The organism is Candidatus Blochmanniella pennsylvanica str. BPEN, assembly GCF_000011745.1.
GTDB lineage: Bacteria > Pseudomonadota > Gammaproteobacteria > Enterobacterales > Enterobacteriaceae > Blochmanniella > Blochmanniella pennsylvanica.
In genome coordinates, this window is sequence record NC_007292.1 from 24,354 (window position 1) to 44,225 (window position 19,872).

Annotated in this window: 13 protein-coding genes and 1 tRNA gene; 7 read left to right on the plus strand and 7 right to left on the minus strand. The window is 29.4% G+C overall.

What is annotated here, in order from left to right; translation table 11 throughout:
* A complete protein-coding gene (locus tag BPEN_RS00105) occupies window positions 1-618 on the minus strand; it encodes a Fe-Mn family superoxide dismutase (protein ID WP_011282577.1) in 618 nt (205 codons plus the stop codon).
* A gap of 333 nt (window positions 619-951) precedes the next feature.
* On the opposite strand from BPEN_RS00105, the gene BPEN_RS00110 reads away from it, so the two are divergent.
* Both BPEN_RS00110 and BPEN_RS00115 read left to right on the plus strand, forming a co-directional pair.
* Window positions 952-1,025, plus strand: a tRNA-Pro gene (locus BPEN_RS00110).
* A 187-nt stretch (window positions 1,026-1,212) separates the two neighbouring features.
* Window positions 1,213-3,285, plus strand: coding sequence for a M3 family metallopeptidase (locus BPEN_RS00115; RefSeq protein ID WP_011282578.1), 2,073 nt, complete (start codon window positions 1,213-1,215; stop codon window positions 3,283-3,285).
* 425 nt (window positions 3,286-3,710) lie between these two features.
* On the opposite strand, the gene BPEN_RS00120 is transcribed toward BPEN_RS00115, so the two are convergent.
* Window positions 3,711-5,333, minus strand: coding sequence for an inorganic phosphate transporter (locus BPEN_RS00120; protein ID WP_011282579.1), 1,623 nt, complete (start codon window positions 5,331-5,333; stop codon window positions 3,711-3,713).
* Between the two features lie 350 nt (window positions 5,334-5,683).
* Between BPEN_RS00120 and ubiA the strand changes: the two genes are divergently transcribed.
* Window positions 5,684-6,556 carry a 4-hydroxybenzoate octaprenyltransferase gene (ubiA, locus tag BPEN_RS00125; protein ID WP_011282580.1) on the plus strand — a complete coding sequence of 291 codons (873 nt, stop codon included), beginning with the start codon at window positions 5,684-5,686 and terminating at the stop codon, window positions 6,554-6,556.
* A 285-nt stretch (window positions 6,557-6,841) separates the two neighbouring features.
* On the opposite strand, the gene zur is transcribed toward ubiA, so the two are convergent.
* Window positions 6,842-7,315 carry a zinc uptake transcriptional repressor Zur gene (gene zur / locus BPEN_RS00130; RefSeq protein WP_011282581.1) on the minus strand — a complete coding sequence of 158 codons (474 nt, stop codon included), beginning with the start codon at window positions 7,313-7,315 and terminating at the stop codon, window positions 6,842-6,844.
* 546 nt (window positions 7,316-7,861) lie between these two features.
* Between zur and dnaB the strand changes: the two genes are divergently transcribed.
* From dnaB to gltP, 4 genes are all read left to right on the plus strand, one after another.
* Entirely contained in the window at window positions 7,862-9,235 is a 1,374-nt protein-coding gene (gene dnaB / locus BPEN_RS00135; protein ID WP_041567527.1) for a replicative DNA helicase, read from the plus strand.
* A gap of 456 nt (window positions 9,236-9,691) precedes the next feature.
* Entirely contained in the window at window positions 9,692-10,168 is a 477-nt protein-coding gene (ssb, locus tag BPEN_RS00140; RefSeq protein ID WP_041567546.1) for a single-stranded DNA-binding protein, read from the plus strand.
* A gap of 545 nt (window positions 10,169-10,713) precedes the next feature.
* Window positions 10,714-12,357, plus strand: coding sequence for a Na+/H+ antiporter (locus tag BPEN_RS00145; RefSeq protein ID WP_011282584.1), 1,644 nt, complete (start codon window positions 10,714-10,716; stop codon window positions 12,355-12,357).
* Between the two features lie 693 nt (window positions 12,358-13,050).
* Window positions 13,051-14,340: a glutamate/aspartate:proton symporter GltP gene (gene gltP / locus BPEN_RS00150; protein WP_011282585.1), complete on the plus strand. Its 1,290-nt coding sequence runs from the start codon at window positions 13,051-13,053 to the stop codon at window positions 14,338-14,340.
* Between the two features lie 315 nt (window positions 14,341-14,655).
* Here the strand turns inward: gltP and BPEN_RS00155 are convergent, their stop codons facing one another.
* The 4 genes from BPEN_RS00155 to BPEN_RS00170 all read right to left on the minus strand — a co-directional run bounded on the left by BPEN_RS00155 (window position 14,656) and on the right by BPEN_RS00170 (window position 19,758).
* A complete protein-coding gene (locus BPEN_RS00155; protein WP_011282586.1) occupies window positions 14,656-15,057 on the minus strand; it encodes a Rid family detoxifying hydrolase in 402 nt (133 codons plus the stop codon).
* A gap of 84 nt (window positions 15,058-15,141) precedes the next feature.
* Window positions 15,142-16,167 (minus strand): ornithine carbamoyltransferase, encoded by a 1,026-nt coding sequence (argF, locus tag BPEN_RS00160; protein WP_011282587.1) that lies wholly within the window; start codon window positions 16,165-16,167, stop codon window positions 15,142-15,144.
* A gap of 268 nt (window positions 16,168-16,435) precedes the next feature.
* Window positions 16,436-19,294 carry a valine--tRNA ligase gene (locus BPEN_RS00165; RefSeq protein WP_041567548.1) on the minus strand — a complete coding sequence of 953 codons (2,859 nt, stop codon included), beginning with the start codon at window positions 19,292-19,294 and terminating at the stop codon, window positions 16,436-16,438.
* A gap of 11 nt (window positions 19,295-19,305) precedes the next feature.
* Window positions 19,306-19,758, minus strand: a complete 453-nt coding sequence (locus BPEN_RS00170) for a DNA polymerase III subunit chi (protein ID WP_011282589.1) — start codon at window positions 19,756-19,758, stop codon at window positions 19,306-19,308.
* Between the last annotated feature and the right edge of the window lie 114 nt (window positions 19,759-19,872).

The following is a 19,872-nucleotide window of genomic DNA, read 5'->3' on the forward strand; positions in this document are numbered from 1 at the left end:
TTATACTTGATTAAATTGTGCGTATACTTCATCCCAGTTGACTACATTCCAAAATGATCTAATATAATCTAAACGCCGATTTTGATATTTTAAATAATAAGCGTGTTCCCACACATCTAATCCAAGAATTGGATATCCATTTGTTCCGGAGATATCTATCCCCATTAATGGGTTATCTTGATTGGCAGTAGATACTATAGATAAAATATTATTGTGTTTTATGAGCCATACCCAACCAGATCCAAAACGACTGATAGCAGTTTTTTCAAAATGCTCTTTAAAAGAAGAGATACTTGAAAAGTTATATTCTATTGCATCTTTTAATGATCCTTGAAGTATAGTATTCTTTTTAAGATACTTCCAAAAAAGGCTATGATTGATATGTCCTCCGGCATTGTTGCGTAATATGGTTTTTTTGTGATTAGGTAAATGATTTAATTTTTTTATTAATTCTATGACAGGTAGATTGGAAAATTCAGGTAAATCAATTAGTGCTGCATTAGCGTTATCAATATATGCTTGATGGTGTTTTGTATGATGAATCTTCATAGTTTTTTCGTCAAGAAATGGCTCTAAAGCATCATATGAATAAGTTAAAGAAGGTAATATGAAACTCATAATAAAAATTTCTCCATAGTTATGTAAATATTAAAGCATAGTAATTCTAAGAACAATTTAAATTATACATTTATTAATAAATAATGTATACAAGTAGATTATTTATTAATAAATGTATAAAAATAATTGCGTTATTAAAATGATATTTATGTATATATTGATTTTTAATGAAACTTGATATTATAAATAATATAATTTGAATAATATATTCAGGGCTTATCTTATTGATAAGATTGAATTGGTAATTTTATATTTTATTGCTATTAATTGTGTTAATGAGAACGAAAATATTTGTATTTAAATTGCAATTATATATTATTATTACTTATAGTACGGTGAGTAGCGTAGTTTGGTAGCGCAATACGTTCGGGACGTATAGGTCGAAGGTTCAAATCCTTCCTCACCGATATAAAAGTAGTAATATATTTTTATTTAATTTTTTATGCGAAATGATACCGTAATCAAGATCATTTAATAAATAAATAAATGTATATCATCAGATATACATGTGTCCCGTTTAGATATATAAACTCGATACAACGGAAGATTTCAAATTTGGCTACATAATAGTTACTAATTTTTAGGTTTTATTATATGGATAATAATCCGCTATTAAATTATTCTATATTCCCTCCATTTTCTTCTATTAAGATAAATCATGTAAAAGAAGCTGTACAAAAGATTTTGACTAATTGTTATAATACGGTAGATCAGATTGTATCTGAAAAACGTATAACTTGGGATACGTTATATTATCCGTTGATGATTGCAGAAAATGAATTGCAACGCATTTGGTCTCCGATAACACATTTAAATTCTGTACAGCATAATTTAGCATTACGTAAGGTTTATGAAGAAAGTCTGTCATTTATTTCTGAATATAGGAATTGGATCAATCAACATGATGGATTGTATAAATCTTATCAATCATTACAACGTGGAGATTCCGGTCAAAAGTTGAGCATAATACAGAAAAAAGTATTAAATAATATTTTACATAATTTTAAGTTATCGGGGATTTATTTATCTCCCCAGAAAAAAAAAATATATGCATATATAACTTCTAGATTGTCCCGATTAAGGTCAAATTATGCTAATAATGTATTTGATGCAACGCTAGGTTGGAGCAAGTTAATTACTGAAAAAAAGTTATTATCTGGGATACCAGATCATGCATTGGAGATTGCTCGTTTAGCAGCACAAGCTCGTGGAGAAAAAGGATGGTTATTTACACTGCAATACCCTAGTTATTCTTCAGTTCTTTTGTATTGTGATACCAAAGAACTTAGAGAAGAGTTATATTGGGCTTTTAATACTCGTGCTTCTGACCAAGGACCTAATAGTGGAAAATGGGATAATACTTTAGTAATGGATGAAATTCTTGCATTACGCTATGAGTTAGCAAAAATATTAGGATTTAGAACTTATTTTGAAAAATCTTTATCAAAAAGAATGGTACAGAGCCCAAAAAAAGTATTTAATTTTCTTATGAATTTATCTATCCAGATACGTTCTTCTGAATATAAGGAATTTTTAGAAATACAAAATTTTTCTAAAAAAAACAGTTCTTGTATATCTTTAAATCCATGGGATATTGCATATTATAGAGAGAAACAGAAACAATATCTTTTTTCTATTAAAAATGAAGAACTATGTTGTTATTTTCCTGAAAAAACAGTACTTCATGGAATGTTTTCAGTAGTGAATCGTATTTACGGAATTACTATTAAAGAGCGTTCTAATGTAGAAACATGGCATTCTGATGTACGATTTTTTGATATTTTTGATGGAGAAGATAGATGGATGGGAGGATTTTATTTAGATATGTATCTTAGAGATGATAAACGTGAGGGTGCTTGGATGGATGAGTTAGTAGGTAAGATGTATCGAAATGATACTATTAGCCAAAAACCTATCGCATACTTAACTTGTAACTTTAATTGTTCAGAGAAGCAAAAATCATCATGTTTGTTAACGCATCATGATGTGATGACTTTGTTTCATGAATTTGGCCATGTACTACATCATATCATGACACGTATTGATATTCCGGAAATATCTGGAGTTAATGGAGTACCTTGGGATGCATTAGAATTACCTAGTCAACTTATGGAAAAATTTTGTTGGGATCCCGATGTATTACAATTAATTTCTATGCATTATCGAACAAAAGAACCGCTACCTGGTTATATCATAAATAATTTATTAAAAACAAAAACATATCAATCATCATCTTATCTTTTACGTCAAGTGATATATGGGTTATTTGATTTACGAATACATCATGAATATATACCAGGAGAAAAGAGGAGTGCATTAAAAATATTTAACGAAGTAATAAAACAAGTATCAACGTGTCATCTTTCAATGGATTGGGATCGTTTCCCTAACTCTTTTCTGCATGCTTTTTCTGATGATTATTCTGCGGGGTATTATAGCTATTTATGGGCAGATATGTTAGCATCCAACGTTTGGTGTCGTTTTCAAGAATTAGGTATTCTTAATTCAAAAATAGGGAAATTATTTCTTAATGACATCCTTGCGTTGGGAGGTACTATCGATTTGAAAAAATGTCTGGTAAAATTTTGTACACAAACTATGACAGTAGAACCTATGCTAAAGTATTACGGGATCCCTGTTTCTGTTGACCATTCCATGCCAATATAATATGCACAAATTATTAAAAATATTATTTTATATGTGAATCATTCTTCAATTAAGAATGATAGATTGATGTTTTTTAATTTTTATTATAGACAAAGAATGTGAGGTTTTTATTTTTTAAAATAATATGTGTATTTTTTGAATTATTTATTAAAAGGATTATCGATATACTGATATTGAAGATTTTTTCATATTAGTTTTCATGCTAGATATTTTGATAGTCATGTGTAAAGAAATCTGGATAATCGTGTTATCTATAAATAAAAGTGTTAATTAATAAATCGAAATGGTAATAAGTATTATTTTTTAATGCTTACAAAATTCTTCATTTTAAAAATATCATTTGAAATGAAGAACTTTCTTTTTAATAAAAATATAGAACAATATTACAAGTTTGTTGATTTAATTTTTTATTTATGTTTTATTTTTTATATTTGAATATATTTATGTAATAACCGTAGTATAGCCCAATAAAAACTCCCGCTGAGCACGATAGAAACAGGTACAGTTAATGACCAAGTTATTAATATATTTTTTATTGTTTTCCCTTGTACTCCCCATCCCCGAATTAGCATACTTCCCGTAATGGATGAGGATAACACATGAGTTGTGGAAACAGGCATACCAGCATAACTTGCCGTACCTATGGAAATAGCTGTGGTTAATTGAGCTGATAAACCTTGTGCGTAAGTCATCTCTTTTTTTCCTATTTTTTCACCAATAGTGGTAGCAACTCGTTTCCATCCAATGATCGTTCCCAGAGATAATGACAATGCAACAGCTAAAATAATCCAGGTCGGTGCGTATTCAATTGTGTGCAGCAAATGTTCTTTTAAATGTTTAAGAAAATTTTTGTTTTTATATGAAGTTTCTGGAAGTACTATGATTTGGTCTAAAATATCTACTATATATATGAGTAATTGTCTCATTTGGGAGCGTTGATCTATGTTTAATTGCGCATAATTATCTAAATTTTCAAGTAGTAATAAAGCGTTATTAATAATAGTAAGAGTTAGTGACAAATCATGAAAAATTTTTCTTAGTTGTATCTCTGTTTCTGAAGTAGATAGACATTTATTAAAATATGTTACGTTATTGTTATTTATAAAAAATTGCGTAGAGTCTTTAATGGAAGGAACGATAACTTTTAGTTGATTTAATGCTAATGATATAGGCATAGATGTGATTTCTGATGGTATGATAGTTTTAAAATTGTTATAGTTTTGAGTATAATATTCATAAAAATTGTTAACGGCATTTCGAGTACGGGCTATTTCATGACTGCTAGCATGCATATTCAGCATGAAGTTCGCTGGAGCTACTCCTATTAACAGTAACATAATGAGTCCAATTCCTTTTTGCCCATCGTTTGCTCCATGAGAAAAACTAACTCCAGCTGCAGATAAAATTAATATAATACGAGTCCATAATGATGGTTGGGGTCTTCCATATTGTTGCGTTTGTTGAGTTGGAGTAATATGAATGTTTTTATGTTTTTTGTTGTTATTCCAGTATCTACATAATATTAACATAATTATTCTAGCTAGTGTCAAACCTATTATTGGTGATATTATTAGTGATAAAAAAATATTAATTAATTTTGGAATATTCAATCCTTGCATCATTGGACAATGCGTAATAATTGCGTGCACTAATCCGATCCCAATTAATGTTCCAATTAAAGTATGAGAACTAGAAGTAGGTAACCTGAAATACCACGTTCCAAGATTCCATAGTATTGCTGCAAATAATGTAGAAAAAATCATAGCTAAAATATGGTTAGCATTGGTATTCATAAAAAAATGTGTGGGAAGTAAGTGGATAATTGTATATGCAACACTTAAACCGCTCAATGTTACGCCTAAAAAATTAAATATTCCCGACATTAACACTGCGCTATGAGAACGTAACGCGCAGGTGTAAATTACAGTGACTACAGAATTAGCAGTATCATGAAAACCATTAATAGCTTCATAAACAAATACGAGAATCAATGCCAGAATCAACATAATGCTGATGTGTATTTCTAAGTTAAAGAGAAAATGTGACATAAGAAATACGCCATTATTAAAATGATAAAATTCGTATTATCTAAGAGAATCTATGTAGAGAAAAAGAAAATTATATTTTTTTATGATGATCATGTGCATATATGATATATTTTGCTATTGTATGATCATGTTTTTTATAAAAATATTTCATGTCTGCTTCCTATTGTAGGGCACAATATTTATTGGTTTAACAAATTGGCAATGGATACAATTACAGTAATACGTAGTTATTTCATGAAATACAAACGAAATAAATATCCGCAATGCCATTCTATATACTATGATGATGATATCTATCATTGATAGTATTATCGGTAAAAGTTATAACGATTATATTATTTACTAATTTTATGTCAAACAGGCTTTTTTTTATCAAAAAGTGCTATAATTTAGCACAGTTAATGCGCATTAATCAACCTATTGGGTTTTTTCTATTACTATGGCCTACTTTATGGGGGCTGTGGTTATCACACAAAGGTATCCCTGATAAAGTTGTTTTGATAGTGTTTGTTGCCGGAGCACTGTGTATGCGCTCTGCAGGTTGTATAATCAATGATTATGTTGATTACGATATCGATGGTCATGTTCAACGTACTAAAACGCGTCCTTTACCATCTGGAATGATCAGGAAAAAAGAGGCATTAGTGGCGTTATCGATACTTCTTTTTATTGCATTCATATTGGTTTTAAGTTTGAATTTTATTACTATCTTTTTATCTGTAGTAGCCCTAATATTATCTTGGATATATCCGTATCTTAAAAGATATATTTATTTTCCCCAAGTAATGTTAGGATTATTGTTTAGTTGGCCTATTTTAATGGCGTTTACTGCAATTAATAATCCCATAAATAGTACTGCTTGGTTATTATTTCTAATGAATACTGTATGGACAATAGTATATGATACGCAATATGCTATGATAGATCGGGAAGATGATATATATGTTGGAATAAAGTCATCTGCTGTATTGTTTGGTGACATGGATAAATTTTTAATAGGAATATTGCAGTTATGTATTGTATTTATATTGGGAATTATTGGATGGAAGGAGAGATTTACTGTAGTATTTTATTTTTTTTCATTATTTGGAGTCATCATATTATTTATGTGGCAACAAATATTAATTAATAAAAGAAAACGAATAAGATATTTTCAGGCTTTTTTAAGTAATAATTATGTAGGTATGTTAGTGTTCATAGGTATTGCTTCGAGTTTCCATTAATTTAAATATAATCAATTTCACTCTAAACAATAAGAATATGCAGGATAAACGTATTTAAATGAATACGATTGCTGTGTGTAAGAAAATATTAATAATAAGTTTGTGGTTAATTTTTATGTAGTTTTATAGATTTTGAACATTAATAATTTTAGTTTAAGTTAGTATTAATACCATAGGTATAGTTGCAACATCGATTTTTACTTAAATTGATTGATGCGTGTCATTACGTTAATTAATGACGTATATATTAGTATTTTATTAATGTCATTACATATATTAAAATAATTAGGGTTTAAAATGTGGTCGCAATTCAAGGGTAATACATTTCGGACATAGTCCGTGTGCTTCAATAACATTATTAAACATAGTAAATCCTGTAATTTTAGCCGTATTTTGTAAAATTTCTTCGATTCCTTTTGTAGTTTGTTCGGTAACTTGTTTGCAACTCTTACAAATAAAGAAAGCAAAATTATGTGATAATTCAAAAAAATAGCGGCATAACATAAAACTATTGGTAGATTCAATGCGATGAATAAATCCTTGTGCTAATAGAAAATTTAAAGCACGATAAATAGTAGAAGGTTTTGCATGAGGTAGTGAAGATTGTCGCAGTAAATGCAGTAAATCATAAGCGCTTATAGCTCCGTTATATTGGGACATCAATCGTAATACAGCCAAGCGTTGCGGTGTCAAACGCACGCATCGTTGTTCGCATAGTTTTTTAATTTGAGTTAATATTTTTTGGATATTAGTATTCATACTGTTCCTTAATTATTAATGATGTGTTTGTATTGCTATCAGCATAGGACGTATAAATAAAAAATTATTAGGTATGTACTGAAAAGATGATGCTAAAAAGTAATTATATAGTATATAAAAAATTATGGATTTATAAAATAAATACATCTTTTGTATTTATAAGTATACAGTTTACAGTAAACGAATATGAATGATATTACAGGATAATTACACATAAGCGATGTTATTTTTCGTTTATAACAGATGTTTATTTGTTGTATGTTTTTAATTCATTAATAAACTGTAAGTATTTTCAAATTACGTTAATAAAAAATGCTGAGATTATTTAATATAACAGTGTATTTTTTAATTTTATTTATATTATTTTAAATAACTCTAATGTATGTACGCATGATGTCTGTAAATATGGTTTTATGATTTATATCAGTGTAATTATTTTAGGTGTTTTATATGGTATTGTAATAGTGGAAATTAAATTTTTCGTGTTTAAAATTTAGATATTTCTTGTTAAGGAAAATAGAAATTTATGCGGGGAAAATATTAAAAATGCATGTTTCTCATGATCAGCAAGTAAATAATATGAAAATACCACCGTATTCATTAGAAGCTGAACAATCAATGTTAGGTGGTTTAATGTTAGATAATACTCAATGGGAATATATATCAGTACAAATAAATTCTGATGATTTTTTTAATTATGCTCATAGAATTATTTTTACTGAAATGAAACGTTTACTGGAAACAAATAAACCTATTGACTTAATAACACTGTCAGAATCTTTAGAGATTCAAGGAAAATTGGAATTAGTAGGAGGATTTGCGTATTTAGCAGAATTATCAAAGAATGTTCCCAGTGCTTCTAATGTAGTTGCATATGCAGATATAGTACGCGAACGATCAGTAATACGCGCAATGATTTCTATAGCAAATAAAATTGCTGATGCCGGATATAATCCTCAAGGCCGAAGCAGTGATGAGCTATTAGATTTAGCTGAATCTCTCATTTTTCAAATTTCACATAGTAAAAGCAATCATAATATTAATCCAAAAGGAATAGACCATATTTTAGAAAAGACAGTCGCTCATATTGAGCAGGTATGTAATAGACCAAAATATGGTGTTACTGGTGTTTCTAGCGGATATAGAGACTTGGATAAAAAAACTGATGGTTTACAAAAATCTGATCTTATAATTATTGCCGCTCGCCCTTCTATGGGAAAAACTGCTTTTGCTATGAATTTGTGTGAACATGCCGCAATGACTGAAAAAAAACCAGTATTGATATTTAGTTTAGAAATGCCTGGCGATCAAATTATGATACGTATGTTAGCTTCATTATCTCGAGTTGATCAAGTACGTATTCGCACGGGACGACTGAATAATGAAGACCGAGAAAGAATTACTAGTGCTATGGAACTTCTTTTGGAAAAGCGTAATATATATATTGATGATTCCTCGTGTTTAACACCTGCTGAAGTGCGTGGACGGGCTCGTAGGTTGTTCCGTGAACATGATGGTTTGAGTTTAATTATGATTGATTATTTACAATTAATGAGAGTACCGTCTTTATCTAATAATCGCACATTAGAAATTTCAGAAATTTCTCGATCGTTAAAAGCTTTAGCTAAGGAATTGAAAGTACCAGTCATAGCGATTTCTCAGTTAAACAGAGGTTTAGAACAACGCACTGACAAGCATCCCGTTAACTCAGATTTGCGTGAATCCGGAGCAATTGAACAAGATGCTGATCTTATTTTATTTATTTATCGTGATGAAGTGTATCATGAAAACAGTGAAATGAAAGGGATTGCTGAAATTATTCTAGGGAAACAACGGAATGGTCCCATTGGCACTATACGATTGATGTTTAACGGAAAATGTTCTCGATTTGATAACTATGTTAAATCTGGTCAATATTAATATTCTATTAGTGATATGGATTGGTTATAGATATTATTATATGAAATAATTTATGTATTTATTCTATGATAAAGTTTTGGTATCTGTTTTATAAAAAATGGCCATAATGTATGTATATTATTTTTAATATATTTTATACTGTAACAAATATAACACATGGAATGAATGATTATTTGAAATTTACTATTATATATTTATTGTAAATATGATTTACATTTGTTCATAAATACATTAAATAATTTTAAATTATTTTTACTAATATAGTGCGGTGTTAAGTGAAGAATATTGATTTTTAATATCATGCATTTTATTGCGTGGGTTTTTTGTAAAGATATTAGTAATAATATTGATTTTTATTTAAGTATATTAAATATACGGGTTTATTAAACGGCAATAGCGTGATTACGTTAATAAAATATTAAAAATAAACCATACGATGTAATGAATGGAGGAGTTGTGGCTAATAGGGGAATTAATAAAGTTATTTTAATAGGGTATCTCGGTCAGGAGCCAGCAGTTCGTTATATGTCTAGTGGTAGTATGGTTACTAATATTTCAGTAGCTACTACTGAATCCTGGAAAGATAAACAAACTAACGAATTTAAAGAAAAAACTGAGTGGCATCGTGTGGTGTTATTTGGGAAATTAGCAGAAATTGCATCAGAATATCTGCATAAAGGTTCTCAGGTATATATTGAAGGATCGTTAAAAACTAGAAAATGGCAAAATCAAAATGGACAAGATCGGTATATTACTGAAATTATTGTTAATATCGGAGGCGCAATGCAAATGTTGGGTAGTCGTCATTCAGGAGAAAATGTATCGTTAGATAATCAGAATGTAATGAATAGCGGCGATAAAACCATATCGAATGATGTATCAGTGGGTGACCCGGCCGATGTTAATTTCGATGACGAGGATATTCCTTTTTAGATGGGTTAAATGTATTAAAAATTAATGAGTCATTTTCATTATTGTATAGGCGGTATAGGTTGGATTTTTCAATAATTATTTTTTACGTTCATATACACTTATAAACACAACATGCGTAGTATACTAAAATATTTGATATTATTGTTGTGTTTTTTAAACATAAAAGCACATCAAATATGTACTTATGTTCTTGCTGGTATTCAATCCATGTAATTATATTAAAGCGTGTTAAATGTTCCTAAACCTATTGCAAAATATATATCTAGGATGTTGCGATCAGTATAGTATTACATATCAGTACTATACTGATTGTACTTAAATAACAAAATTATAAAATTTATATTGTTAGAGTAAATATAAAAATATTTCATTTCTTATGAGTAGTGTATAATTAAAGGTCGCATATATTCATATATAATTTTATCATTTTGTTTAACACTTTATAGGTGTGCCATGCTTATTCACAATATGAAGTACATATAAAAAATAAATACTATATTTGTAGAAAAATACTTATTTTTTTGGATATGATTGAGATTTAAAGTATGGAGATTTTTTTTACGATTCTGATTCTTACTTTAGCTGTCTCTATTTCAGGAGTTATAACACGAATTTTGCCGTTTCAAATGCCATTGCCTCTCATGCAAATTGTATTAGGGGCTTTATTAGCTTGGCCTAGATTTGGATTACATGTAGATTTTAATCCTGAGCTATTTTTATTGCTTTTTATCCCCCCGTTATTATTCTCCGATGGTTGGAAAACCCCAATGCGTGAGTTTTTACGTCATGGAGGTGAAATTGTTATATTAGCATTGGTGTTGGTAATTATTACTGTGGTTGGTATTGGATATTTAATTCATTGGATGATACCAGACATGCCTCTTGTAGCAGCGTTAGCACTGGCAGCGGTTTTATCTCCAACTGATGCAGTAGCGCTTTCAGGTATCGTAGGAGAGGGACGTATTTCTAAAAAGCTTATGGACATTCTTCAAGGAGAAGCTTTGATGAATGATGCGTCAGGATTAGTATCTCTTAAATTTGCTATTTCAGTAGCTATGGGCACTATGGTTTTCAGTGTGAGCGGAGCTTCTATAGAATTTATTAAAATATCTATGGGTGGTTTATTAACGGGGATAGCTGTTACTTGGGGATATAGTAAATCATTAAGGTTTATTACTCATTGGAGTGGTGGTGATCCTGCAACTCAAACAATACTTCTTTTATTGTTACCTTTTGCGGCATATTTAGTTGCTGAGCATATTGGAGTATCTGGAATATTATCGTCAGTTGCCTCAGGAATGACTATTGGCCAATCAGGAATAATCCGTAATGCCCCGTTAGCTATGCGTTTGAGGGGAAATAGTGTTTGGACAATGTTAGAGTTTGTGTTTAATGGTATGGTGTTTATTATGCTGGGATTGCAATTACCAGATATTTTATCGACTTCTATTTCACAAGCAGCAATGGATCCAACTACTAAAACATGGATGTTATTTGTATATGTAATTCTTATTTATTTCGCATTAATGATACTTAGATTTGGATGGTTGTGGTTAATGAAAAATATAAGTTTATATTTTATGACTAAACGTCCAATGGTATTTAGCGAATATAGTGTACGAGAAATTTTAATTGCTTCTTTTGCTGGAGTACGGGGTGCTATTACATTAGCAGGAGTACTTTCAATACCACTTTTTTTAAGAGATGGATCAGCTTTTCCGTTTCGTTATCAATTAGTTTTTATTGCCACTGGTGTTATTTTATTCTCTTTATTATGTGGTGTAATTGTTCTTCCGTGGTTGTTGCAGGGAATTATAGTATCTGATAAATTATTACAACGAAAAGAAGAGCGTATGGCACGGGCTATAGCAGCAGAAGTAGCTATTGAAAGTTTATATAAACTAGAAGAACGGTTAATGCATAGCCAAGAAGAAAATATTGATAGTCAAATTATTAATGAGGTAAGCGCACGTGTTATAGGTAATTTACGCCGTCGTATAGACGGAAATAATGATGTAAATTCTATGTTAACTGAAGAGTTAGAGAGACGGATGAGGTTAAACGCATTACGTGCTGAAAGAGGAGAATATTATCATTTACGTGCGCAACAAAAAATTAGTAATGAAACGTTAACTAAATTGTTACGCGACTTAGATTTTTTAGAAGCTTTATTAGCAGAGAATGAATAATATTACCTTATTTAATAAGGGTGATTGCAATTTTTATAAATATTTATATCATTAATGCTGAGAAATTTTAAGGAATTAACAGGAATTGATGTAAAGATCACACATATTCCATTGTCATAGTTTTTGATATAGTAAAGCGCGATTACATATATTATAAAATATATTATTATTGTTATGGTTGTTACATATTAACGCAAGATATAATTTGTTAATAAAAATGAAATTTTTTATGAATATTTAATTACGTAAACCAGTTGACTTAAACGATGGATGATCTTATCCTTTGTTGAAAAGGTAATTTAAAAAATTGTTAAGGGTATATCTCTATTTTGGAAGTTATAGATATTAATGTTAGTGTTCTTGTGTCTCGTTGTAAGTTTTTATAAATAGTTGATATATAATTTTAGATGTTCAGTATATATATTACTCAATGCACATAAAAAGATGTTGCGTTGAGTTTTGTTTTTTCAAGTGATTGTGTTTAATAAATAATTTATAGGTTATGTGACATTTTTTTTGATATGAAGGTTAAGAAATTTTCTATAAATTAATTTATATTTAGTTAGCAGTTTCTTGGCGTACGTTTGTGTTGTTTAATGGGGATTTTTTGGAAGAGAATTTAAATCAGTTGATATAATTAATTCCGGATTGATGTGAAATAAAAAAATAACTCATTTTAATTAAGGGGTAACTATGATGATTAGAAAGTTTAAAATTACCCTTGCTTGGAAAATTTTTTTTGCTTTAAACTTGGGTATTGTTTTAGGAATTGTATTGCATAATCAAACAGAATTAAAAGATTGGATGATCACGACATTTCTTTCTCCAGCTGGAGAAATTTTTATTCGTATGATAAAAATGATCGTGGTTCCCATTGTAATGGCTACATTGGTGGTTGGAATCGCTGGTATTGGAGATGCAAGAAAATTGGGAAGTATTGGTTTAAAGACTATTATTTATTTCGAGATTATTACAACACTTGCTATAGTACTTGGTGTAGCTTTTGCTAATTTGTTGCATCCTGGTTATGGAATTGACATGTCTCTTCTTTCGAAAACGGATATTTCAATGTACGAGCAAACTACATCTGAAATACAGTCAAATTTGGTAAATACTATGTTATCGTTGATTCCTTCGAATATTATTAATTCTATGGCTAAAGGAGATATGTTACCAGTTATTTTTTTCTCGGTAATTTTTGGACTTGGATTAGCTACATTGCCAGAAAAAACTAAAACTCCATTATTGGACATTTTTAATTCTGTAGCGGATACTATGTTCGAAGTAACACATATAGTGATGCGTTATGCTCCTATTGGGGTGTTTGCTTTAATTTCAGTTACAGTTGCGACTTTTGGATTCAGCTCTTTGTTGCCTCTTACTAAACTTGTATTATTAGTTTATGGTGCTATTGTTTTTTTTGCATTAGTAGTATTAGGTATAGTGGCACGCATATGCAATCTTAGAATTTGGAAATTAATTTGTATTTTAAAAGAAGAACTGATTTTATCTTTTTCTACTGCTAGTTCAGAAACTGTATTACCACGTATTATAGAAAAAATGGAAGCTTATGGAGCTCCATCAACTATCACTGGATTTGTAGTGCCTACTGGTTATTCTTTTAATTTAGATGGATCAACTTTATATCAAAGTATTGCTGCTATTTTCATTGCACAATTATATGGTATTGAATTATCTTTAAGTCAGGAAATTATTTTAGTATTGACTTTAATGATCACTTCTAAAGGTATCGCTGGTGTTCCAGGAGTTTCCTTTGTAGTATTGTTAGCTACATTAGGTAGCGTAGGTATTCCATTGGAAGGGTTGGCGTTTATAGCAGGTGTGGATAGGGTTTTAGACATGGGTCGTACAGCGTTAAATGTTATAGGCAATGCTTTAGCGGTGTTAGTAATTGCAAAGTGGGAGAATCAGTATGATACAGAACAAGCTCTGATATATGAATCAGAGATGCTATCTAAATGAATAATATGTTTATTATTCGTAATTATTGCAAGAATAAGATTAGATTATACAGTATTTGGTATTATCAGATCTTTCTTTTTGAAAGAAAGAATGTATGCAATAATGATGAAAAAATTTCAGTCATATTATGACTATGTTGTTTTTATATAAATAAATACAGACAAAAACATAAACTATATCGCGTCTGTATTTATTTATATGCTTTTTATTTTTAATAAATAACCGTGAGAGCATTTCTATAATAATAGGGATTATGCGAAATAATTTGTTCGTTTGTTGTTTATTAGTGTTTTATTTTCACGATTATTATTAAATTTATAAAATACGTGTAGCAATAGCATCGATTTCTATTTTAGCATTCTTTGGTAATCTAGAAACCTCTACACAGGAACGTGTTGGTAAAATTATATCTTCATGTAAAGAAGATGAATGAAAAAATTTCATATAGCTGACATTTATAGTAGGAATATCATTGATATCAACAATGAATAATGTAGTTTTAATAATATTATTGATTTGTAGACCAGCGGTTTCTATGATATTTTTGATATTTTCTAGTGATTGATACGTTTGATCGTAAATGTTGTCGGGGATAACATTTGTATCTGGGCGCATTCCTATTTGCCCAGATACAAATGTTATGTTTCCTATGTCTATCGCTTGCACATAAGGTCCAAGAGGGATGGGAGATTTTTTTGTACTGATAACCTGAAGCATATAATTTATCCTAATGAATTTGCGTTAAAAATAAGGTATTATTTTTAGTATTTATATAAAAAATAATAGAATCCTATTCTATTACTATTGATTAAAATTAGTGGAATCAGGAAGTAATGTTGCCAGAATCAGAGCTTTGACAGTATGCAAACGATTTTCGGCTTGATCAAACACTACACTATACGGAGATTCGAATATGTCATTTGTTACTTCTATTCCATTTTTTAAATTATATTGTCGTGCTATTTTTTTACCAATAGTGGTTTCACTGTTGTGTAATGCCGGTAAACAATGTAAAAATTTTACATTTGGATTATTGGTATTTTGGATCATACGATGATTTACTTGATATGGAGATAATAAAGAAATACGTTCTTTCCATACTTTTTCATTTTCTCCCATAGATACCCATACATCAGTGTATAGAAAATCTACGTCCTTTATTCCGATAGGGATATCTTCAGTAAGCGTGATATTTCCATTATTACGTTGTGCAATATTTTGACACTTTATAAATAGCTCTTGTGTTGGCCAAAATATTTTAGGTGATACTAATCTTAAATCGAATCCCATTATTGCGGCAGCTTCTAATAAAGAATTACTGATGTTGTTTTTTGCATCTCCTATATAGGCTAATTTCATTTGATGAAACATTTTATGGGGTAGTTGTTCTTTCATAGTCATAAGATCAGCAAGTAATTGTGTTGGATGAAATTTCACAGTAAGTCCATTCCATACTGGTACTCCAGAATATTGTGCAAATGTAGTAACTGTATCTTGACTATAACCACGATATTGAATCCCATGATACATCCTTCCTAATATTTTAGCAGTATCTTTAATAGATTCTTTATGCCCAATTTGACTAATATTTGGAGTCAAGCAGGTCACACACGCGCCTTGATCAAATGCTGCTACTTCAAAAGCACATCTTGTTCTAGTTGAATGGTTTTCGAAGATGAGTACAATGTTTTTGCCGTTTAATTTTTTAATTTCAGTATGTGTATTTTTTTGGTGTTTTAAATAACTGGATAATTGTAATAGATAATAAATTTCATTTATAGTGAAATCTATTAATCGTAAAAAAGACCGTTTATATAATTGATTCATATGACATTTACCTATCTGTTGATATTTATATAGATAATGTGGTTATTTATATTTCAATGCAAAATGTCATTTAAAAAAAATTTTATTATATTAAATTTAAGTTTTTTAAATGTGTAGAAATTAATTTTGATGAAACATAGCGTGACAATTATTTAACAATTAATTAAAAATAAAGAAATAAATTTATTATTAAATTTTTAATACTTAAAATACGAATAGAAAATTTATTCTCCAAGTTATTTTATTTAGATATTGTTATATAAAATAATTACAGTTTCTTCATGATAGCACATTGATCAATCAATTTATTTTGAATTAGTTCATAATAATTTAATAGTGCTTGTTTGTCTTTGATGACAGATTTTGGCGCCTGATTAATGAAATTATTGTCATCTAGTAGTTTTTGTATTGTTTCAATTTTACGATTTATTAATTCTGATTCTTTTTTTAATCTATTTATTTCGTTTTCTTTGTTAAATGTGTCTGGTATACGTATTAATAGTTCTGATGAATCTAAAGGCATTGTCATTGATTTTGGATAGATTGTGCCTTTTGATATGAAATGGATACTTTTTAATTGAGCAATATGACATAAAATTTTGGAATTTTCTGTAATGCGTTTTTTAACTTCTGATGAAGTATCTCTAAATACTATCTGTAGGGGTATATTATATGATATATTCATGTTTACACGAGCGGTACGTATTGCTAAAACGGCGTTTTTAATCCATTCAATATCTATTACGGATTTCATGTCAATCACTGATTCATCATATTTTGGAAATGGTTGTAACATGATAGTTGTTCCGTTATTCCCAGTAACTGTTTTAACTTCTTGCCAAATCTTTTCTGTAATAAAAGGAATAATTGGGTGTGTTAATCGCAGTAATGATTCTAATAATGTGATTAATGTGTAACGTGTACCTCTTAGTTCTAATGCATTTCCATGATAAAGTATTGGTTTCGTTAATTCTAGATACCAATCACAAAACTGATGCCAAATAAATTCATGTAAAATATTTGCTATTTCATCAAAACGATAAATTTCTAATTTTTTATGAAAAATTTGTACTGTTTGATGAAATTTTGTAATGATCCAACGATCTGCTAAGGAAAATGATTTTTCATTGATATTGATAGATATACCACAATCTTGATTTTTGGTATGCATAAGAACAAAGCGACTAGCATGCCATAATTTATTGCAAAAATTACGATAACCTGTTAGTCGTTGCATATCCCAATGTATATCGCGTCCAGATGATGCTAATGCTACCAATGTAAATCGTAAAGCATCAGTTCCGTGAGGTTTAATTCCATTAGGAAATTGTTTTATAGTATTATTTATAATATGCTTAGATAATTGCGGTTGTAACATGTTTTTTGTACGTTTTTTTAATAAATTTTCTATTGAAATACCATCTATTATGTCTATTGGATCAATAATATTTCCCTTAGATTTAGACATTTTTTGACCTAATTCGTCGCGTATAAGACCAGTAATATATACAGTTTTAAAAGGAATTTGTGCCGATCCGTTATCATTTTTAATGAAATGCATAGTTAACATAATCATTCGTGCGATCCAAAAAAATATGATGTCAAATCCACTGATTATAATATTAGTAGGATGAAATACATTTAATAAATTAGTATTTTTGGGCCAACCTAAAGCAGCAAATGTCCAAAGACTTGAAGAAAACCATGTATCTAATACATCTTTCTCTCTATGCAATATTACGTTATTATTTAATTTATTTTTTATTCTGATATCTTTTTCGCAGTATCCTACGTATATTGTGTTGTTATCATCATACCAAGCAGGGATTTTATGTCCCCACCAGATTTGACGAGAGATGCACCAATCTTGAAGGTTGTTCATCCAACTGAAATACATATTTTTATATTGTTTCGGAACGAAATTAATTATATTTAAATTTACCGCGTCTATCGCGTGTTGTGTTAAATGTTTAACGCGTATATACCACTGATCAGTTAACATGGGTTCAATTATAGTGCCAGTGCGATCACTATATGGAATTGTTAAATCGTGAGGTTCTATATTATGTAACAATTTAAGTGCATTGCATTCGGAAATTATTTTTTTTCGTGCATTATCACTGTCAAGATTATGGAATATTTGGGGAATTTTGCAGTATAATTGATCGGTAAGTTGTCCAGAACTGTTAAATACTTCTAGTTTTTTAAGAATTTTGCCATTAAGTGAAAAAATATTTATCATAGGCAATCCATGTCTTTTTCCTATAATATAATCATTAAAATCATGGGCAGGAGTAATCTTAAGACAACCAGTGCCTTTAAACATGTCTACGTTTTTGTCAGAAATAATAGGAATACGTCTGTTAGTTATGGGTGCAATAACGTATTGTCCAATATAATTTTTATAGCGGGTATCTTCCGGGTGCACTGCAACGGCAGTATCTCCTAACATAGTTTCTGGTCGCGTTGTTGCGACAATTAAGTGATGAGAATTCGAACTGATAGTAGCATTATCTAATTTATAATATATATACCATATAGAGCCTTTTGTTTTTTTATTTATAACTTCTAGATCAGAAATTGCGGTTTGTAATTTACAATCCCAGTTTACTAACCTTTTTCCTCTATAAATTAAATTTTTTCGATATAATCGAATAAAAGCTTCTGTTACTGCATAAGACATTTCTGTGTCCATGGTGAAACGTTGTCGTTTCCAATCTACTGAATTTCCTAATCGTTTCATTTGGTAAGTAATAAACTGTTCAGATTGACTTTTCCATGCCCAAATATTTTTTATTAATTCATCTCGTGTGTAATCATGTCTAGTTTTACCTGTATTATTATAAATTTTATGTTCTACTAGCATTTGAGTGGCAATTCCAGCATGATCTGTTCCTGTTTGCCATAAAGTATTCTTTCCTTGCATTCTTTGATAACGAATCAAAACATCCATAATAGTTTGTTGAAATGCATGTCCGAGATGTAATTGTCCTGTAATATTAGGAGGAGGCATCATAATGCAATAACTTTCTTGAGATGTATTTCCATGGGGACTAAAGTAGTCTCCATATTCCCAAAATTTATAAATTGGTTCTTCTATGTTTTTAGGATTATATATTTTTTCCACGATATAATTACTCATTCAGTTGGTGTATTAACAACGCTTACCTGAAATCCATTTCTTTTGTAAGATCGGTATCTGTATCTTGCCCATTTTTTTAAAATGTCAGATATGGGAACGAAATCTATTATTTCGTTAAAATTTAAGAAAAAATTCATATTTTTTAGCATAAGGTTTATTAATAGATCTTTTGGTTGATTATCGTAGCAACATTGACTCCAGTATATGACGATTGGAGCATGCTGGATGGTTTTTCCGAATAGATTATGTGGCACAAATGAATTTTGGTCAAATGTCCATAATATTTTGTCTATTTTTGTAGCTTGATGTTCATTTTCACAAGTTACTAAGATGGTTTTTCCAGATCTCCATTGTGTGCTTATTAACTTACAAGCAAGCTGTTCTATGTAATTAGGTCTATTTTTTTGTTCAAATTCTTGAGATAGTAAATAAAAAATACTTCGTTTCATATGTTATTAATTTTTATTATTTTTATAATCAATGATAATTGATTATAAAAATAAAATATAAATTTATTTTGGTGTGATTCTGTTATAAAGTTAGTATTGATTAATAAAGATAAT